The sequence below is a fragment of the Methylosinus trichosporium OB3b genome (genome assembly GCF_002752655.1).
Lineage (GTDB): Bacteria > Pseudomonadota > Alphaproteobacteria > Rhizobiales > Beijerinckiaceae > Methylosinus > Methylosinus trichosporium.
In genome coordinates, this window is record NZ_CP023737.1 from 539,819 (window position 1) to 555,542 (window position 15,724).

Here is a 15,724-nt window from a genome sequence, read left to right on the forward strand (position 1 = left end):
TCATGTCACGCAATGACGCGGACGGAGGGTGCGAAATGGCAGACGACGATTTGATTCCTAAGCCGAAGCTTGCGGCCGAGATTGGACGCTCGCCCCGCACGATCGCCCGATGGATGGCGGACGAACGCCTTAACTTCCCGAAGCCGATCAAAATCCGCGAACGCCTTTTCTTCCGGCGCTCCGAATGGGAAGCCTGGAAGGCTTGGCAAATTAGGAAGTCGATCGGGGAGGCCGTGTAACGATGACCTCCAAAGCAGCGAAGCCGGCCGCCTCGGGAGCGGACCGGCCTCGGAACGATCACGTTGGCGCGCTGATCGGTTCTGAGATAGCCCAATCCCTCTCAGTCGATCAAGCGAAAATCCCCTCGCGCGCGACGCTCGCGAGGCGGTGGCCGGGGCTGCGGCTGAATCGTTACACGGGCCGCTGGCGCGACGACGCGACCGGCGCGCAGGGCGACGACTTTGCGACGCTCTCCGCTTATTTGCGGGAGGCGCGATAATGGCGAGCCTCTTCCGAACGATTCGCTTCGATGGCGAGACGCTGCGCGATCTTGGCGTCAATGACGACGGGACACTCTGGAATCCTAACGGATATAGCGCCGATCGCGTTCGCGCCGCCGTCGCCGATGCTGAAGAGACGCTCCGCGAACGCCGCAAGGTCTCGGCCGCGAAGGGCGCCGTGACCAATAAGAGGCGGCGCGACAAGCGAATCCACGACATCGCGAAAAAGATCATCGGCGGCGCGAATCTGTCGTCGACATCCTGCGTCTGCTGCGGCCGCGCTCTGACCGACCCTGAGACGATCGAGCGCGGTATTGGGCCGGAGTGCTGGTCACACGTTTTAGAGGCCATCGAGGAGTCGCGCCGATGATCGAATTTCTCGATAACGACGATACGCGCTTTCCGGCGTTCCTCTGGGTTTCTATTCGACGCCGCCTCGGCATAGCCGCGGCCGAGCGATTCGATGCGGCCCTTGAGACAATGCCGGTGGAGTTCCGAGCCGCTGTCGGACGCGAGGCGACGGAAGCGTATTCCGGGCGCCGGCCTGCATGGGAGTTCACCGACCAAATTGCGACGCTTGTCGAGGACGGCGCCGCAATCCTTCCTGGACGCGATGCGGTTCAGTTCGTTCATGGTGGCGGATCTGCTGCGTCGGATGCGGATTACTGGATAACCGCCCGCACCTACGGCGCGTACCGCCAATCCGACGACGACGGCCGGCGCCTTCACGAAGATTTGCTCGTCGTCGCCGAGCTGTTCTCCGCGTCTGGCATCAACGGAAATATTCTCGCGTTCGCGAGAGGGCGGCGGCGCGAAAAGGAGGCGCGCCGATGACTGTCATCGCTCCTCTTCAGATCGCCCCGCTCGGCGCCTCGACGCTCCGCTTCTTCCGCTCGCCGAGGCCCGGCGCGGATTTCCTGTGGCACGCTTTTGACGATCTTCTCGCCTGCATGGCGCTACCTCGCGATCGGCGCCGGATCTTCAAGCGCAAGCTCGCCGCCGACTGGCGCGCCGAGGTGAAGACGATCGCGACACGTGACGGTATAGTGACGATCGCCCCGCACTACATGGCACAGGGCCTGATTTCGGCGATGATCTCCGAGGGCTATGTGCGCCCGTCCTTCGAGCATGATTACTCGAAAGCCGGCTCCGACGCGCTCTCCAAAATCACGCTCGGCTGGTCTGCCGGCGAGATCCTTGCGTTCCTTGCTGAGGCGCATAAGCGCGATAACGACGGAGGCGCCGCATGACGATCGCCGATCCCCGTCTCGCCCGCTTAGCGAAGATGCTCGCTTTGCATGACGACGCGGCTGCGACCGATGGCGAACGCGCGGCTTGCCGTCACCTCGGCGAGAAGATCGCCGCCGACCTCGGGATTGAGTTTTCGCGCGAGGCCATCGAAAAGGCCGGCGGCTTCGAACACGAAAAGCGCAGGGCCTCATCTTACGATTTCGACGTTGACGACTGGCTTCGCGAATGGATGGCGATGACGCCGGAGCAGCGGCGAGCCAGCATTCGCGATACCGAAGAGACGCTTCGCCGTTGGGAAGAAAGAGACAAAAAAAGAGAGGAGGAGCGCCGCGCGGCCGAGGAAGAGCGCGCGCGTCAGAAAGCCGAACGCGACGAAGCTATGCGACGCCAGCGTGAAGAGGAGAAGGCGCGCAAAGAGGCCGAGAACCGGGCCGAGGAAGCCGAGCGCGAACGCTATCGTCGCGTGAAGGCTGGTATCGAGGCTCCGCAATGGAACGACATAGAGGACGATCATCTTGAATGGCTCGACCGTATCGAATCGCTCGACCTGTCGGATGAAGATCGAAATTTCATTGAATGCGTTCGAGCAGGCGTGCGCGATCAGCGCCTCGGGATCTACGGCGCTCCCCTTGCCAAAATGAACGATCTGCTCAAGCGCGCTGCGGCGATGGAGGCGCGCACGTGAGCAAGCCTCTCAACAAACGCCAGCGCGAGGCCATGCAGCGCGACGACGGCGGATTCACCGCGGGCCTGTTGCGCTCGCATATCATCGACGTACTCGGCGACGTGCCACGTCTTGCGCTCGGCGCAACTGTAGCGCTGGACTTCGCTGACGACCCGCTCGCCTACGACATGCTCGCCGCTATCGTCGCCGCCGTGCGAGAAGCGGCGACGAGCATGAACGAGTTGCAGCGCGAGACGAGAAAGGGGGCTGAATGAGTCGCCCCGTCGCGCTTGACGATTTCAATATTGTGCCTGGCGAGCCGGCTGCGCCCGAGCGGCGGAAGTTCACACTCGAGCCGTTCGGTTCAATCATCTTCGAATCGGCCGGCGAATGGCTCGTCAAACGAATGCTCCCCCGCCAGGGCGTCGGCGCATTCTACGGCGCCTCGCAGAGCTTCAAGAGCTTCCTCGTCTCCGATCTCGCCCTCTATGTCGCGCTCGGGTGGGAATGGGCCGGACGGCGCGTCACACAAGCGCCCGCCGTCTACATCGCGGCCGAAGGCGCAGCCGGACTGCGCAAGCGCAAGGTCGGCTTCGAACGCTCGCACGGCGACCTTCCGGCGAACGTTCCGTTCTTCCTGATCGGCGCAGCGCCGAACCTCGGAACCGAGCAAGGCGACCTCGCTACGCTCATTGCTGCGATCGAATCCGAGGGCGTCACTCCCGGACTAATCGTCGTCGACACGCTCGCCCAAGCTCTCGGCGCCGGCGACGAGAACGGCGGCGGCATGATTACCTTCGTCGCCAACGCAACAGCCCTCGCCAATCACTTCCGCGCCTTCGTCCTGATCGTCCATCACGTCGGGCTCGGCGACGACAAGCGGATGCGCGGGCATAGTAGCCTGATCGGCGCTTTAGACGCTCAAATCCTGTGCGAGCGCCGCGATGGCGAGCTGTTCACTACCTTGACACTGCAAAAGCTCAAAGACGAGGAATCGCGCGTCAAGCTCGCCGCGCACCTTTCCCGCGTCGTCATCGGACAAGACGAAGACGGCGAGGACGTGTCGACCCTGATCGTCGACCGCATCGAAGAAGTCGACGCCGCCCCAAGGGCGAGTGCGCCGAAGTCGATTCCAGCGTCTCAGCGCCTCTTCATGGAAGTGGTCGCGCTGGCGATCGACGAAGACGGCGAGCGGTTCCACCCCTTCCCGGACGGCCCGCCCGTGCGCGCCGTGGCCGACGACATCGTTCGGGAGCGATACTACGCCCGCATCGCCGAGAAGCCGAGGCCGGACGATACGCCGAAGAAGCTCGCTGATCGCCAGCGGCAGGCGTTCAACGTCGCCGTCAAGGCGAACCTCAACGCCAAGCGCATCATCGCAGGCGGGAAAAACAGCGAGCGCGTGCTGTGGCTCCCGTAACCCGCCGTGAGCGTGAGGAACGTGAGGGTCTTATAGACCCCCCTCACGCTCGCTCACGGTCCCTCCCGGCTTTGGTGCGTGAGAAATTCGGAAATCTCACGCTTTCTCACGCTCGCTCACGGTTCCGCAGCAATGGGCAAAAGGGTGGAATAGGACGGCCAGACGAAACCGCAGGTTGCATCTATCGACGGCCTATTGGCGGGCCTGTGGCGATCGGCTCGACGCGGCCGAGTGGCGTTTCGGGGCCGATATCCTGTAGCAGCAGTTCATGAGACAGGCGCTCTGTCTGAAAATGTCTCGTAATGTCAATATTGTAGACTTAGTTATATCGCGCTATGATTTTCAGGGTAACGAAAGGGTAGACATTCGCATGAGTTCCGAGCCATTGGACGCCGTGATTCGTCCACCGCGCACGGCCCGCTTCCGGGCCGTCGTGCCATCGAAGCAGAATCGCTCGCTTCTCTCGAACTGCGCCGTCGCCCTGCCGGGCTCGGACGGCCGTTCGGCCGAGGCTCGCCGGTTCCGCGACTTGGTTGTCGCCTATCTCGCGCCGCTCGGCGATATCGACTCGCTGCCTGCGGACGTTATCGCGCTCGGCCGCAGCGCCGCCGCTCTGGCGATGAAATCAGAGCAGATGCAAGCCCAAATCGTCGAGGGCGTGAAGGTGAATCACGACGACCTCGCCCGGACAGCAAACGCCCTGAGCCGCGCGCTCTCGACGCTGCGCCGGCTGCGCACGGCGCCGACGAAGGGGCCGAGCCTCATTGAAGCGATTGCCGCCCGTCACCGAAAGGAAGCTGAATGACTCTCTCCGAACTTATCACCGCCCGCGCCGAGGCTGGCGCGGCTTATGTCGCCGCCGTCGCCGAGTTGCGCTCGACCATCATCGAATTGGCCGCGCTCGACGCGACGCTCGCGAACCTGAACGTCTCGACCTCCCCGAATCCGCCGGCGACGTTCTTTCAGCTTGCCAGCGACCATTGGCAGCATCTTCTCCGCCATCCCGATTTCGTCGCCGGCTTCGCTCCCCTCTTGCCGGAGGTGAACGACCGCCGCGATCTGTTAATCGCCTGCTATCCGTCCCCCGAGGGCTAAGACCTGAAGCCCCTCGTCACCATGCGCCAAGCCCTGGCCGATCCTGACTTGCTCGGATCGGTCCTTGCCGGCGAGTCTTGGGCGAGCTGGCGCGCGCTGCTGATCGCCGCAATGGGCGAGGCCCTGACCGACGAAGAGCGGCCGATCTTCGAAACGCTATCTGGACGGGCTGCAGAGCCTCAACAGAGGGTTGAAGAGCTTTGGGCCATAATTGGCCGCCGCGGCGGGAAATCGCGCGCAGCGGCCGTTCTGGGCGCTTACGTTGCGGGGCTCTGCGATTGGTCCGAGTTCCGGGCGCCGGGCGAGCGGCTGCTGCTGCCGATCATGTCCGCGACCGTCTGGCAGGCGGTGCGCATCAAGAATTATTTGGACGGCGTTTTTGCGCTTCCGGCCTTCGCGGAAATGGTTGAGAGCAATGCGGCCGAGGCGATATCGCTGAAGAGCTATGTCGACATCGAATGCAGGCCGGCGAGCTTCAGGACATCGCGCGGCGCGACGCTGATCGGCGCGATTGTCGACGAGGTTGCATTTCTTCGGCAGGAAGGGACCGCGAATCCTGATCGCGAGATATTGAACGCGCTGCGTCCCGGCTTAGCGACGACGGCGGGGATGTTGGTTTGCATCAGCTCGCCTCATGCGAGACGCGGCGAGTTGTACCGCGCTTTCCGCGATCATCACGGCCCGGCCGGCGACCCGGCGATTTTGGTTGCGCGAGCATCGTCTCTCGTCATGAATCCGACCTTATCCCCGCAAGTCATTCGGCGCGCATTCGAGCGTGACGCCGCGGTTGCTGCCGCCGAGTACGGGGGCCAATTTCGTGTCGACGTTGAAAGCTTTGTGTCGCGCGAAGTGGTAGAGGCCGCAGTCGTCGCGGATCGTTTCGAACTTCCGCCATGCGCTGGCGTCAAATATGTGGCGTTCACCGATCCAAGCGGCGGCAGTTCCGACGCGATGACGCTTGCGATTGCGCATCGGGATAGCGACAAGATCATCATAGACGCAATTCGCGTTGCGACGCCGCCGTTCTCGCCGGATAGCGTGACGGCAGACTTCGCCGAGACAATGCGCCTCTATCACGTGTCAGAAGTGACCGGCGACCGCTATGCGGGCGAATGGCCGCGCGAACGATTTCGCGTTCACGGTATCGAATACAAGCTCGCCGAAAAGCCGAAGAGCGATCTGTATCGCGACGCATTGCCGCAATTGAATGCGGGCCGCGTCGAGCTGCTGGATCATCCGAAGCTGATAGAGCAGCTATGCAGTCTTGAACGCCGCACGGCGCGCGGCGGACGCGACTCGATCGATCATCCGCCGCAGGGCCATGATGATATCGCGAACTGTGTCGCGGGCGCGATCAATCTGCTTTCGCAACCATATGCTGCGCCCGTCGCGGCGTTCGGCGTCTATTCGTCATCGCCGAGCCCTTACGCGCGGCGCAGCAATCTCTCAGGGACGTATTCGAATGCTTGAACGCGAAAAAACCGTCGACACGCCGAGCGCGGATCATGACGCGATGGCGCTCTATTGGCGCACGGTCGCGGATATTCTCGGCGGGATAGAGACGATGCGCCGCGGCGGCTCGCGACATCTTCCGCGCTTTCCCGAAGAGTCGGATGCTGATTATAAGTTCCGGCTTTCTCAAACGAAGCTGACGAACATATTCGGCGACATTCTCGACACATTGGCGGCGAAGCCTTTCACGAAAGAGGTCGCGCTCGTCGATGGTAGCGCTTCGCCGAAGATTGCCGCGCTCGCCGAAGATATCGACGGGCAGGGAACGAATTTGCATCGCTTCGCGGCCTCGCTATTTCACGATGGTTTGCGCGATGCGATTGTTTGGCTCTTCGTCGACTACACCTCGAATGTTCCGCAAGACGCGACTGTCGCGACGGAGAAGGCGCTCGGCGCTCGGCCCTATTTCGTCAGGCTCGCCGCCGACAACATGCTGGACGTGCGAACCGCATCTATCGATGGCGAGGAACAATTCATCCTTGCTCGCTGGCGTGAAAGAAGCGTCGTCAAGGATGGCGAATGGGGCGAAAAGATGGTCGAGCGCGTTCGCGTCGTGAAGCGCGAAGCGATCGACGCCGAGGGCGAGGCGACGCGATATGCTCCGGCGACGTGGGAGCTTTGGGAGCGCGTCGAGACGCCGAACCGCTATCCTGGCAATGAATGGCAGATTGTCGACGCCGGCGAGATATCGCTCGGCGTTATTCCGCTCGTTCCGTTCGTCACGGGCCGCCGCGTCGGCGGATCGTGGCGGATCGAACCGCCGCTTCGTGCTGCCGCTGAATTGCAGATCGAACTTTATCAGCAAGAAAGCGGGCTCAAATTCCTCAAAGAAATGTGCTGCTATCCCATGCTGTCGGGAAATGGCGTGACGCCTGACAAAGACGCCGCCGGCAATGCGGCGCCGATTCGTGTCGGGCCGAAGTCTGTCCTCTATTCGCCGATGGATTCGAACGGCCGCTATGGTGAATGGAAATTCATCGAGCCGCAAGCGACGACGATGCGCGTCTTGATGGACGACATCAAAGAGACGCAGCAACAGTTACGCGAGCTTGGACGCCAGCCTCTCACGGCGCAATCTGGCAATCTCACCACTGTCACGACGGCATTCGCAGCGACGAAGGCGAACAGCGTGATTTCCGCATGGGCGCTCGAATTGAAAGACGTGCTGGAAGCCGGCTTCGTCTATGTCGCGGCGTGGATTAAGGACCCGAGCGAAGCCGAGATTTTCGTGAACACCGACATCGCGAGCGGCATTCCCGACGACCGCGGAATCGATGCACTTCTCGAAGCGCGGAAGAATGGCGATCTAAGTCGCGCAACGCTGCTCGAGGAAATGAAACGCCGCGACATGCTCGGGCCAGAGTTCACGCTCGAACGTGAAGACGAGCGCCTTCTCGACGAAGCGCCGGGAGAACCCGACGACGACGAATATTCCGCAACGAACGTGACACCGCTCCGGCCGGCTTCGAATCAATGAGGGACTGACGATGGACAGATTGCAGAACTTGCTCGCCGATCAGGAACGCGACGCCGCGGCGATCGACCGGGCCGTCGCGGCGGCGCAGGTGCGAGTTCAGGCGCTCGACAAAGACCTGCGCGCCGACGTGCTACGCGACCGTGAGGCCGAGCTTCGTCTCGAGGCGTTACGCGGGCTGACGGAGACGCGCCGCGCCATGCTGGAGCGCGCGGAAGCCGCACAGGCGCAGGCTCGCCGGCTGACGCCCGAGGCGGAACGTCGCGCGGCTCGGTTCCACAATGACGACGCCGTTCATGCGAGCATGTCGATTGCGACCTATGCGCGCCTGGAACGAACGTCGACTCCCGAGCTGATGGAACATCTCGCGGACGCGATCGAAGATCGCAATCTCGCGCTCGCCGAGGCCGTCCGGCTCGAGTTCGGTCGCCGCAATGACGCGGGGCCTTTGCGCGAACAGTTCGCCGGGCTGTTCGGTCGCCTCCGCAGTCCTGCGGCCGAAGAGGCGAAGCAGGCCGTGAGTCGCATCGCCGGCCTATCGGGCCTTGCTGCCGAACGCCTGCTCACCTTGGAGCGCGGGCGCGGCGATGCTGCCGCGCGCTTGGCTGCGGCGCGCATGATGGCGGCGTAATCTGCGAGGAGAAAAACCATGACTCCGATTGAAAATCTCCGCCCGCGCGTCAATGCGAAACACGCCGATCTTGTCGACGTTTTCGCGGGCGTCGCAAACGTCTTCGCCGCTGCCGCGACGAAGAAGGCCGAGCTTGCCTCATCCGGCCGGCTCACCTCCGCGGGCGTCAACGCAGAGCTGCAAGGATGGCTCGCGAAGGGCGTGCTGCCTCAGTTGCGCCGCGCGGAAAAGCTCGTCTCGGACGGCCGGGCCGCGCTGGCGGATCGGCGCAAGGCGCTCTCGGCTCCGGCGATCGATCGCGCGGACACGGCCCGCGCGGCGCATCGGCAGGAAGCGCGCGCCTATCTGCGAACGCTGAATGCCGGTCAGCAGGCCGAGCTTTTGTTCAAAGGCGATCCGCTGTTCGCCGAGGCCGCTCTCGAGCTGCCTGCGCTTTCGGGCGTCCAACCCGATCTTATCGACAAGGCCCGAGCGGCGTTCGCGGCGCGCTCGGCGCCGGACATCATGGCGCAGATCGACGAGCGCGAGGAATCGCTCTCGGCGCTCGGCGCGGCCGTGGAAATGGCGAAGGGGAACTTGCGACGCGAAGTCCAGCCGGACGGACAGAGCTTCGATAGTTGGTTCGCCGAGGCGCAATGACGCTCGACAAAGGCGTCGAGCTGGACGCGCTGGCGAAGATGGCGTTGGCTTTGCAGCGCGGCACCGTGCCGCGCTACTCCTTCTTCGGTCTTGTTTTTATGTTCTCTTCACGGCGAAGCTCTCAACGTCTTCGAGCGTCATTTCGTATTGCCGATGGACGCAGCCGGCGACAATAGCGTTCGACTGGTCGCCGATCTGGTAGCCGGTTCCGTATTCGCGCCGAAGCCATGATCGGGCGGGCGTCTTGTGAAGACGATAGCCGGCCTTTGTAAGTGCTCGGCGAGCGCGATCTTCTCTGATTTTTTCAGACATGCGACAGCATCCCATTGATTGGGATTCCCACCGTCGCGTTGCGTGGCTCCCGTGCGGCTCGCGTGTGGGTATATGCGAGAGGCCGGTCGCGGTTGTCCGCGAGCACAAGAGCGCTCTACCGCGATCGGGAGCGCGTGTCTACTCTGCTCGCGCCGCGGCGATCTCGTCGGCTTCGATCATCATCACCATTCTTTCGGCCTTAGTCCAAAGCTAGCGCTCTTTGAATAAACCCCTTTGCTTCCGTCATTTCAATAATTCTGCGCTGCGTCATGGCGTAGTATTCCGCCGCCGTCTTGCGGTCTATGTTCGGATCATCCTCGTCTATCTCTATAAGCTTTCTAGCCTTGCTGTCGGGCGGAAAGTTTGAAGACGTGGCATCTTGCGCCACTGGATTCCGAAGAAAGAATGTCATTATTTCTGACCATGCGCCAAATTCGTCACTAACTATAGCTAAATCTCTCTCTAAATGTGACTGTGCATCGCTTAGGCCGGCGCGCATTAGGTCTACGATTACATCGTTTATGCTCCCTCCTCCGATCGATCGATCGGTTACTAATTCCCCGTCTACTGTTTTCCATTTCTGGACGTATGTCTTGGAAAGCGCAACTGCGGCTTCCTTGAACTTCGGCGGCATCCTCAGAGCGAAATTTGCTGTCTCAGCCATAGCGACGACTCCTCTGATAGCGTGTCGCCAATCTAATATCATACTGTAAATGTAATATCAAACATGTTTCACGATATCATCGCGCTTTCTTCAGCCGCACGCCCGGGCCCTCGCCATTCTCGTCGACGAAGATCACGCCAGCGGCTTCAAGGGCGCCGCGGATCGCTGCAATCGATTCATCCGAGATAGGAACCACGCGCTCGCTTTCCGCGCGCTTGATAGTCGGCAATGACAACCCGGTCGCCTTCGCAATGTCGGCTTGCGAGAGGCTGGCAAGGTGGCGCGCGGCGCGAAGTTGGGCGGGCGTAATCAATGCGGTTGACACCTAGATATCAGCGTGGGTAGTAATACCTTCGTATCACAAACCGATCTTCCGAGCAACCGCGCCGTAGCATAGGCTTCGGCGAGGGCGGGGAAGGCTTGTCTGAAGGAGGGGAAAAGAATGACCGAACCAACCCGACCGATCACGATGGCGCTATTGCGCCATCAATCCGCTGAGGCGGCCTACCTCGCCGCCTTGGCAGTGACAGACGCGGATGACGTAGTAATCCCGCTGATGAATCGCATGTGGGACGCTCTGAAAATCGTCATGAGCACGCCCTGTCACAGCGATGCGGAGTTCGCAGAGAAGGCGCGATACGTCTTCGCTCAGATGGAGCGCTGGTATGGGCTCGTTGCTGGCCAAGACAATGAGCACGACGGATACATCGTCGCGATGCTGCGCCAGCGGCTCGGCGACATCGTTATGAACGCGAGCAAGGGGGCGTGAGATGACCGCGACCACCACAACCCGCCCTGTGAGTCCTGCCGGCCTTACCGACACCGACGAACTCCACTGGCCCGGCCGTGTCGACTGCCTGGAGCCGCTGGAAGAGCATGTGCGCCGCGCCGCCCGGCTCTCGCGCGCCCTATGGAACGCGATCGAACCCGCCGGGTTCAAAGACGAACGCGATAGGTGGGCTCTTCACGAACTCACGGCAGATATCGCTGACCACGCCAGCGCGGCCTATTTCGTTCTATGCCGTGACGCAGACAGCGCCGCGGCCGCTCCGGCTCCTATACCAGCTCCCGCCGTTGGGCCGACCGGCGACGCCCCCTCGCCGCTGGATACTGCCTATGAGCTGGCGCTCAATCAGAAGAACCGCAGCGCCGGCTTGGCGACGCTCTTGGACGCCGCCTTTGACGCTCGCGGCCGATTCGACAAGGACGAGGCCGAGGGTATCGCCCGCCTTGCGCGGGACATCGCCAAGACCTCGGCCGAGGTCTTCGAAGCCGTTCGGCTCGCGTCTTTGAACAGGGTAGCGAAATGACCGAGCCCTCTCTCGCCGAGCGGCTGATTCCCGAGGATCTGCTGCGGCGATGAAATACGACCGCGCCGCCATCATGCGCGAGAGCTGGCGTCTACGCCGGAAGGGCATGGACGCCAGCACGGCGCTGCGCTGGGCATGGGCGAGCGCGAAGAGGGACGCGCGCCCTCCGCTCCCCAAAATCGGGGAGCGGAGCGGGCTCCCCGTTGTCGGTATACCGGCTTCGGCCTCGGCGTGAGCAACCCCCCGTTTCGCTCACTTTTGCGCGAAATCTTGGCTATCTCATTGAATGGTAAAGCGGAAAGCAACCCCCCCCCCGTTTCGAAGGTAATGGCCGGACGCCCCGTTTCGAGGCTTTTTGCGAGAAAATCGGCGCTATCTCATTGAATGATAGCGGAGAAATGGACGCCCCGTTCCGAGTAGCTGTTTCCCTCATTTTTGAGGAAAAGTCGGCGCTATCGCGTTGAAAGACAACAGCGAAAGCAACTCGCCGTTTCTCCCCGCCGACATGCAGCACGGTTTGCGCCACGATGGCGCAAACCATCGCGTCATGGTGGCGCGATGCCTACTATTGCATCATGACGCGATAGTGCCTATAAAACGAACAGTAGCCGCGTTCTTGCCGCGCGGCCTCAGGAGACGCCCCGAGCCCGGATGAACGGCCGGGGCGTTTTCCGTCTGTTCGGGAGTCGCCATGGCCGAGAAAGATGCAAGCCCTTCTTCCCGCTCCCCGAGGCTCTGGCAGCATTACGGGCCGTCCGAGCTGATCCGAGCGGCGTTTCTCGCCGGCCGCGGATCGAGCGCGCCGGAGATCGCCGAATCGCTCGGCGGCGGCAGGACCGCGCGGCACATTTACGAGCTCGTCCGGCGCCACGGGCTCTCGCTGGTGCCGAAGAAGCGCAATCAAATCGCGTTCCCGCTCGTCGTGTCGACGGAGACGATGGCGCGGATCGAAAGCGCCGCAGAGAAGCACGGGACGGACCCCGAAACCCTGGCGGCACGTCTCCTCGAGGAGATGGCGTCCGATGGCCGGGCCTTCCGGGAGCGCGTGCAGCGCGTCGCCGGCGAGAGGGCCGAGGCCGCGGAATAGGCCGGGGCGAGCGCGGGGAGTTGTTACCCTCAGAGCTACCCCAGACAAAAACGAGCGCCGCCGTTACCCTCGAAATCCGCTTTAAGCTCTTGATTTTGCTGGCGACCCCGGTAGGATTCGAACCTACGACCTACTGCTTCGAAGGCAGTTGCTCTATCCAGCTGAGCTACGGAGTCGCGCGGGCGCAATCTAGCACGATCCGTGCGGTTTGCACGCGGGCTGTTCACGCTATGGCGGTTCGGCCTGCATACGCCTTCGGATTCCGTCGCGATGATCCGCGCCGACCGCGACGCCCGTCAAAGTCGTCGACGCCTCGGTGATTGCCGCGCTCATATTCGGCGAGCCCGAAGCCGCCGAGATCGCCCCTGCACCGATGCGCACTCGTGGCTCCGGCCCTTGCGCCATTCGAGCGTCTGCCTGAAAAGCTGAAGCGCCATCCGGAGCGCCGTCGTCATTGCGAACGGAAGATGATCCGGAGGAGCAGGAAGCCGCCTCCGGATCAACACGCGCGCCAGATCAGAATTCGGCGCGAACCGACACGAGGAAGGTCCTCGGCGCGCCGGGATAGACCACGTAGCGGCCGTAGGTGGAACCCTCGTAATATTTCGAGTCGAGGAGATTTTTCACGTTGAGCTGCAATGTGAGCGCGGGATAGGACGCCGGCAGCGGCAATTTATACGATCCGAGCAGCTCTACGATCGCATAGCCGGGCACGACGAAAGTGTTCTCATTGTCGCCCGGGCGATCATCGACGACGACGAGGCCCGCTCCGAGCCCCAGTCCGCTGAGCTCGGCCTGCCCATTGTATTTCACCCACAGAGAGCCTTGGTTTCGGGGAACGTTCTGGAGCCTATGACCCGTGTTGCCGGTCCCTCCGCCGCTCTGCTGGTCGCTGGTGATGACCGCGTCGATATGGCTGTACGTCGCGTTGACGCTCCAATTGTCGTCTACTCGACCGTTGAGATCGAATTCGATTCCCTTGCTCTCCGCCGCGCCGATCGGAACTTGATAGCCGCCGCCGAAAGCGGCAGCCAGAATGTTCGTCTTGGTGATGTCGAAATAGGCGAAGGTGGCGGTCAGTCGCTTGTCGAGCAGTTGCGCTTTCACTCCGCCTTCCCATTGCTCTCCTCTTTGCGGAGGCAGAGCCGCCGCACCCGGTCCCGGCCGTCCGTTGCTGACGCCGAAGGATTGCGAAAAATTCGCATAGAAGCTCATCCACGGCCATGGCTGCACGACGGCGCCGACATGCGGGCTGAAGGCGCTGTCCTCGGTGCTGAAGAATCGAGAGTCGATATCCGCGAAGCCGGTGCTGCTGGTGACCGAGCCATATCTCGCCCAGTCGTAGCGGCCTCCGAGCAGAAGATGCAGGCGGTCGTCGAGGAAGGAGATGAAATCCTGACCGTAGATACCTTTCTGCTCCTCGCGCAGCTTCCAGAAATCGTTGTAGGTCGAGGGTTGAAAGTCGATCCGGACAGGGCTGTAGACGGGCGCGTAGATATTGATCGGGATGGAGGTGATGCCGGAGCCGCCGTCGCAATTGCCCATCCAGTAGCTGCAGCCGGCGTCCTTGATGCGGTTGTCGAGATAGTCGAATCCCAGCAGCACCTTGTGATTCACCGGGCCGGTGTCGAAGTTTCCTTTGACATCGAGGTTGGTCGACAAAGCGTCGACGGTGCGCTCGCGATAATAGATTCCTCGCTGAGCGATTCCGGTCGCGTCGTCGACCGCAGATATGGCGTCGCTGTTGCGGCGGCTCGGGAGGAAGGAGTAGGCGAAGCGGTTGGTGACGGTCCAGTCGGGGGCGATGTCATAGCTCCAGTCGTAGCCGATGAACGCCTTTTTCGTATGCTGCGGCCGGCCGGCGGCGATGGTCGGGTTCTCGAGATAGCGGCTGTTGGGAATATTGGCGACGCCGTTTCCGATCGCCGGAATGCCGATGTCGCCATTCTCGACGAAAACGCGGTCCCTGAACTCCGCCTCGACGTTCAGCCGGAACTGCTCGATCGGCCGCCAGCTGAGCGACGGCGCGACGAACCCGCTGCGGCTGGTGACGAAGTCGATGAAGGAGTCGCTGCGCTCATAGACCGCGTTGAGGCGATAGGCCAAGCTCTTGTCGTCCGTCAGCGGGCCCGTCAGATCGACGCTCGTACGCGTGAGACCCCATGATCCGGTCTGCTGCTGCAGGGAGTGATAGGTCTGGTCGAACAGCGGACGCTTGGTCACGAAATTGACGAGGCCGCCCGGCTCGCTGCGTCCATAGAGCATGCTGGAGAGGCCTTTGACGACCTCGATGGTCTGCATATTGGCCGTCTCGCGGCTGACCTCCCAGGGCGTGCGCAGGCCGTTGCGATAGATTGGGTCGTAGGTGTCGAAGCCACGGATCAGGAAGCGGTCGAAATTCGCATAGCCGAGATTGACGCCGCTGACGCTGAAGAGAAGCGCGTCCTTCATGGTGAGGCTCTGCCGATCGTCGAGCATCTCGCGCGTCACCGATTGCACGTTCATCGGCTGCTGCAACAACGGGACGTTGGTCTTCGACGAGGCCGCCGGCTTGCCGAGATCGGGCGCATAGCCGGTAAAACGTCCGCCCCGGCCCGCGCCTTCACCACGGCCCTCGCTGCGGCGCGGCTTCGTTTCCGCGCCCACGTCGATCGGCGGCAGCGCTTCCGCATTCGCGTCGCTGCGCACGGTCTCGTCCTGCGCCAGCACGATGAACACCTCACGGTCGTCATCCGCCAGCCGATAGGACAATCCCGTTCCCGCCAGCAGTTCGTCCAAAGCGGCGCCGAGCGTGTAATGGCCGTTCAATCCATGCGTCTTCACATCGCGCGTCAGCCCGGCGAGGAACACCATCTGCACGCCGTTCTCTTCCGCGAGGCGGTTCAGCGCCATGCCGACCGTGCCGGCGGGTATCGCATAGCTGCGCACCTCCGCGGCCAGTTGCGACGCCTGCATGCGAGCGTGAGCCGCCGCCGGCGCTTCGGCGCCGAACGCCATCGCTCCTACCGCCGCCGCCAGCACGAGGCTCACGCGCTCGTCCCTCCAGCCAAATCCCTTCCACGCCATCCGCCGCTCCTTCGCTTCGTCGCCGGGGACGAAGAGGTCCCCATTGTCGAGGACGAGCTCGGGTGGGATATGGAAGGGTCGCCGTCGTGACTTTTTCTG

General features: G+C 62.5%; 20 protein-coding genes and 1 tRNA gene. 17 read left to right on the plus strand and 4 right to left on the minus strand.

Going from position 1 to position 15,724, the window contains the following annotated elements:
- The first annotated feature begins 35 nt into the window (after window positions 1-35).
- The 14 genes from CQW49_RS02490 (at window position 36) to CQW49_RS24275 (ending at window position 9,362) form a co-directional block, all read left to right on the plus strand.
- The gene (locus tag CQW49_RS02490) at window positions 36-239 is read left to right on the plus strand and encodes a helix-turn-helix transcriptional regulator (RefSeq protein WP_003609711.1); all 204 of its coding nucleotides are present in this window, start codon (window positions 36-38) and stop codon (window positions 237-239) included.
- Between the two features lie 259 nt (window positions 240-498).
- Window positions 499-870 carry a DUF6011 domain-containing protein gene (locus tag CQW49_RS02500; protein WP_003609707.1) on the plus strand — a complete coding sequence of 124 codons (372 nt, stop codon included), beginning with the start codon at window positions 499-501 and terminating at the stop codon, window positions 868-870.
- Complete coding sequence (locus tag CQW49_RS02505; protein ID WP_003609705.1) at window positions 867-1,334, plus strand: hypothetical protein; 468 nt, start codon at window positions 867-869, stop codon at window positions 1,332-1,334. Before CQW49_RS02500 ends, CQW49_RS02505 begins: the two co-directional genes overlap by 4 nt.
- A complete protein-coding gene (locus CQW49_RS02510; protein WP_003609703.1) occupies window positions 1,331-1,750 on the plus strand; it encodes a hypothetical protein in 420 nt (139 codons plus the stop codon). The genes CQW49_RS02505 and CQW49_RS02510 overlap by 4 nt, the downstream gene beginning before the upstream one ends.
- Entirely contained in the window at window positions 1,747-2,436 is a 690-nt protein-coding gene (locus tag CQW49_RS02515; RefSeq protein WP_003609700.1) for a hypothetical protein, read from the plus strand. Before CQW49_RS02510 ends, CQW49_RS02515 begins: the two co-directional genes overlap by 4 nt.
- The gene (locus CQW49_RS02520) at window positions 2,433-2,690 is read left to right on the plus strand and encodes a hypothetical protein (protein ID WP_003609699.1); all 258 of its coding nucleotides are present in this window, start codon (window positions 2,433-2,435) and stop codon (window positions 2,688-2,690) included. The genes CQW49_RS02515 and CQW49_RS02520 overlap by 4 nt, the downstream gene beginning before the upstream one ends.
- 131 nt (window positions 2,691-2,821) lie before the next feature.
- Window positions 2,822-3,835 (plus strand): AAA family ATPase, encoded by a 1,014-nt coding sequence (locus tag CQW49_RS02525; RefSeq protein WP_157926058.1) that lies wholly within the window; start codon window positions 2,822-2,824, stop codon window positions 3,833-3,835.
- Between the two features lie 268 nt (window positions 3,836-4,103).
- Window positions 4,104-4,640, plus strand: coding sequence for a hypothetical protein (locus CQW49_RS02530; RefSeq protein WP_155931220.1), 537 nt, complete (start codon window positions 4,104-4,106; stop codon window positions 4,638-4,640).
- Window positions 4,637-4,930, plus strand: coding sequence for a hypothetical protein (locus CQW49_RS02535; RefSeq protein WP_003609693.1), 294 nt, complete (start codon window positions 4,637-4,639; stop codon window positions 4,928-4,930). Before CQW49_RS02530 ends, CQW49_RS02535 begins: the two co-directional genes overlap by 4 nt.
- A 21-nt stretch (window positions 4,931-4,951) precedes the next feature.
- On the plus strand, window positions 4,952-6,400 hold the full coding sequence (locus tag CQW49_RS02540; RefSeq protein ID WP_003609691.1) for a hypothetical protein: 1,449 nt from the start codon (window positions 4,952-4,954) through the stop codon (window positions 6,398-6,400).
- Window positions 6,401-6,995: 595 nt separating this feature from the next.
- Window positions 6,996-7,919, plus strand: coding sequence for a DUF4055 domain-containing protein (locus CQW49_RS25360; protein ID WP_244441257.1), 924 nt, complete (start codon window positions 6,996-6,998; stop codon window positions 7,917-7,919).
- A gap of 10 nt (window positions 7,920-7,929) precedes the next feature.
- On the plus strand, window positions 7,930-8,547 hold the full coding sequence (locus tag CQW49_RS02550; RefSeq protein ID WP_003609687.1) for a hypothetical protein: 618 nt from the start codon (window positions 7,930-7,932) through the stop codon (window positions 8,545-8,547).
- 18 nt (window positions 8,548-8,565) lie between these two features.
- Complete coding sequence (locus tag CQW49_RS02555) at window positions 8,566-9,186, plus strand: hypothetical protein (RefSeq protein WP_003609685.1); 621 nt, start codon at window positions 8,566-8,568, stop codon at window positions 9,184-9,186.
- Window positions 9,183-9,362: a hypothetical protein gene (locus CQW49_RS24275; RefSeq protein WP_155931219.1), complete on the plus strand. Its 180-nt coding sequence runs from the start codon at window positions 9,183-9,185 to the stop codon at window positions 9,360-9,362. The genes CQW49_RS02555 and CQW49_RS24275 overlap by 4 nt, the downstream gene beginning before the upstream one ends.
- Before the next feature lie 335 nt (window positions 9,363-9,697).
- On the opposite strand, the gene CQW49_RS24280 is transcribed toward CQW49_RS24275, so the two are convergent.
- Both CQW49_RS24280 and CQW49_RS02570 read right to left on the minus strand, forming a co-directional pair.
- A complete protein-coding gene (locus tag CQW49_RS24280) occupies window positions 9,698-10,162 on the minus strand; it encodes a hypothetical protein (RefSeq protein ID WP_155931218.1) in 465 nt (154 codons plus the stop codon).
- A 76-nt stretch (window positions 10,163-10,238) separates the two neighbouring features.
- Window positions 10,239-10,487 carry a helix-turn-helix domain-containing protein gene (locus CQW49_RS02570; protein WP_244441256.1) on the minus strand — a complete coding sequence of 83 codons (249 nt, stop codon included), beginning with the start codon at window positions 10,485-10,487 and terminating at the stop codon, window positions 10,239-10,241.
- A 117-nt stretch (window positions 10,488-10,604) separates the two neighbouring features.
- Here CQW49_RS02570 and CQW49_RS02575 point away from each other — a divergent pair, with 117 nt between their 5' ends.
- The 3 genes from CQW49_RS02575 (at window position 10,605) to CQW49_RS02590 (ending at window position 12,559) form a co-directional block, all read left to right on the plus strand.
- Window positions 10,605-10,931: a hypothetical protein gene (locus tag CQW49_RS02575; RefSeq protein WP_003609682.1), complete on the plus strand. Its 327-nt coding sequence runs from the start codon at window positions 10,605-10,607 to the stop codon at window positions 10,929-10,931.
- Window position 10,932: 1 nt separating this feature from the next.
- A complete protein-coding gene (locus CQW49_RS02580) occupies window positions 10,933-11,472 on the plus strand; it encodes a hypothetical protein (protein ID WP_003609680.1) in 540 nt (179 codons plus the stop codon).
- A 691-nt stretch (window positions 11,473-12,163) separates the two neighbouring features.
- Window positions 12,164-12,559 carry a hypothetical protein gene (locus tag CQW49_RS02590; RefSeq protein WP_003609677.1) on the plus strand — a complete coding sequence of 132 codons (396 nt, stop codon included), beginning with the start codon at window positions 12,164-12,166 and terminating at the stop codon, window positions 12,557-12,559.
- A gap of 99 nt (window positions 12,560-12,658) precedes the next feature.
- Here the strand turns inward: CQW49_RS02590 and CQW49_RS02595 are convergent.
- Both CQW49_RS02595 and CQW49_RS02600 read right to left on the minus strand, forming a co-directional pair.
- Window positions 12,659-12,735: transfer RNA gene (locus tag CQW49_RS02595), tRNA-Arg, on the minus strand.
- Between the two features lie 340 nt (window positions 12,736-13,075).
- Window positions 13,076-15,625 (minus strand): TonB-dependent siderophore receptor, encoded by a 2,550-nt coding sequence (locus CQW49_RS02600; protein ID WP_003609674.1) that lies wholly within the window; start codon window positions 15,623-15,625, stop codon window positions 13,076-13,078.
- Window positions 15,626-15,724 lie beyond the last annotated feature (99 nt).

Excerpts from the sequence above, each read along its gene's own strand:
- CQW49_RS02490 (WP_003609711.1), top strand. The coding sequence starts at position 36 with ATGGCAGACGACGATTTGATTCCTAAGCCGAAGCTTGCGGCCGAGATT.
- CQW49_RS24275 (WP_155931219.1), top strand. The coding sequence starts at position 9,183 with ATGACGCTCGACAAAGGCGTCGAGCTGGACGCGCTGGCGAAGATGGCG.
- CQW49_RS02580 (WP_003609680.1), top strand. The coding sequence starts at position 10,933 with ATGACCGCGACCACCACAACCCGCCCTGTGAGTCCTGCCGGCCTTACC.
- CQW49_RS02515 (WP_003609700.1), top strand. The coding sequence starts at position 1,747 with ATGACGATCGCCGATCCCCGTCTCGCCCGCTTAGCGAAGATGCTCGCT.
- CQW49_RS02575 (WP_003609682.1), top strand. The coding sequence starts at position 10,605 with ATGACCGAACCAACCCGACCGATCACGATGGCGCTATTGCGCCATCAA.
- CQW49_RS02530 (WP_155931220.1), top strand. The coding sequence starts at position 4,104 with ATGAGACAGGCGCTCTGTCTGAAAATGTCTCGTAATGTCAATATTGTA.
- CQW49_RS02510 (WP_003609703.1), top strand. The coding sequence starts at position 1,331 with ATGACTGTCATCGCTCCTCTTCAGATCGCCCCGCTCGGCGCCTCGACG.
- CQW49_RS02550 (WP_003609687.1), top strand. The coding sequence starts at position 7,930 with ATGGACAGATTGCAGAACTTGCTCGCCGATCAGGAACGCGACGCCGCG.
- CQW49_RS02500 (WP_003609707.1), top strand. The coding sequence starts at position 499 with ATGGCGAGCCTCTTCCGAACGATTCGCTTCGATGGCGAGACGCTGCGC.
- CQW49_RS02590 (WP_003609677.1), top strand. The coding sequence starts at position 12,164 with ATGGCCGAGAAAGATGCAAGCCCTTCTTCCCGCTCCCCGAGGCTCTGG.
- CQW49_RS02505 (WP_003609705.1), top strand. The coding sequence starts at position 867 with ATGATCGAATTTCTCGATAACGACGATACGCGCTTTCCGGCGTTCCTC.
- CQW49_RS24280 (WP_155931218.1), bottom strand. The coding sequence starts at position 10,162 with ATGGCTGAGACAGCAAATTTCGCTCTGAGGATGCCGCCGAAGTTCAAG.
- CQW49_RS02555 (WP_003609685.1), top strand. The coding sequence starts at position 8,566 with ATGACTCCGATTGAAAATCTCCGCCCGCGCGTCAATGCGAAACACGCC.
- CQW49_RS02540 (WP_003609691.1), top strand. The coding sequence starts at position 4,952 with ATGCGCCAAGCCCTGGCCGATCCTGACTTGCTCGGATCGGTCCTTGCC.
- CQW49_RS02600 (WP_003609674.1), bottom strand. The coding sequence starts at position 15,625 with ATGGCGTGGAAGGGATTTGGCTGGAGGGACGAGCGCGTGAGCCTCGTG.
- CQW49_RS02535 (WP_003609693.1), top strand. The coding sequence starts at position 4,637 with ATGACTCTCTCCGAACTTATCACCGCCCGCGCCGAGGCTGGCGCGGCT.
- CQW49_RS02525 (WP_157926058.1), top strand. The coding sequence starts at position 2,822 with ATGCTCCCCCGCCAGGGCGTCGGCGCATTCTACGGCGCCTCGCAGAGC.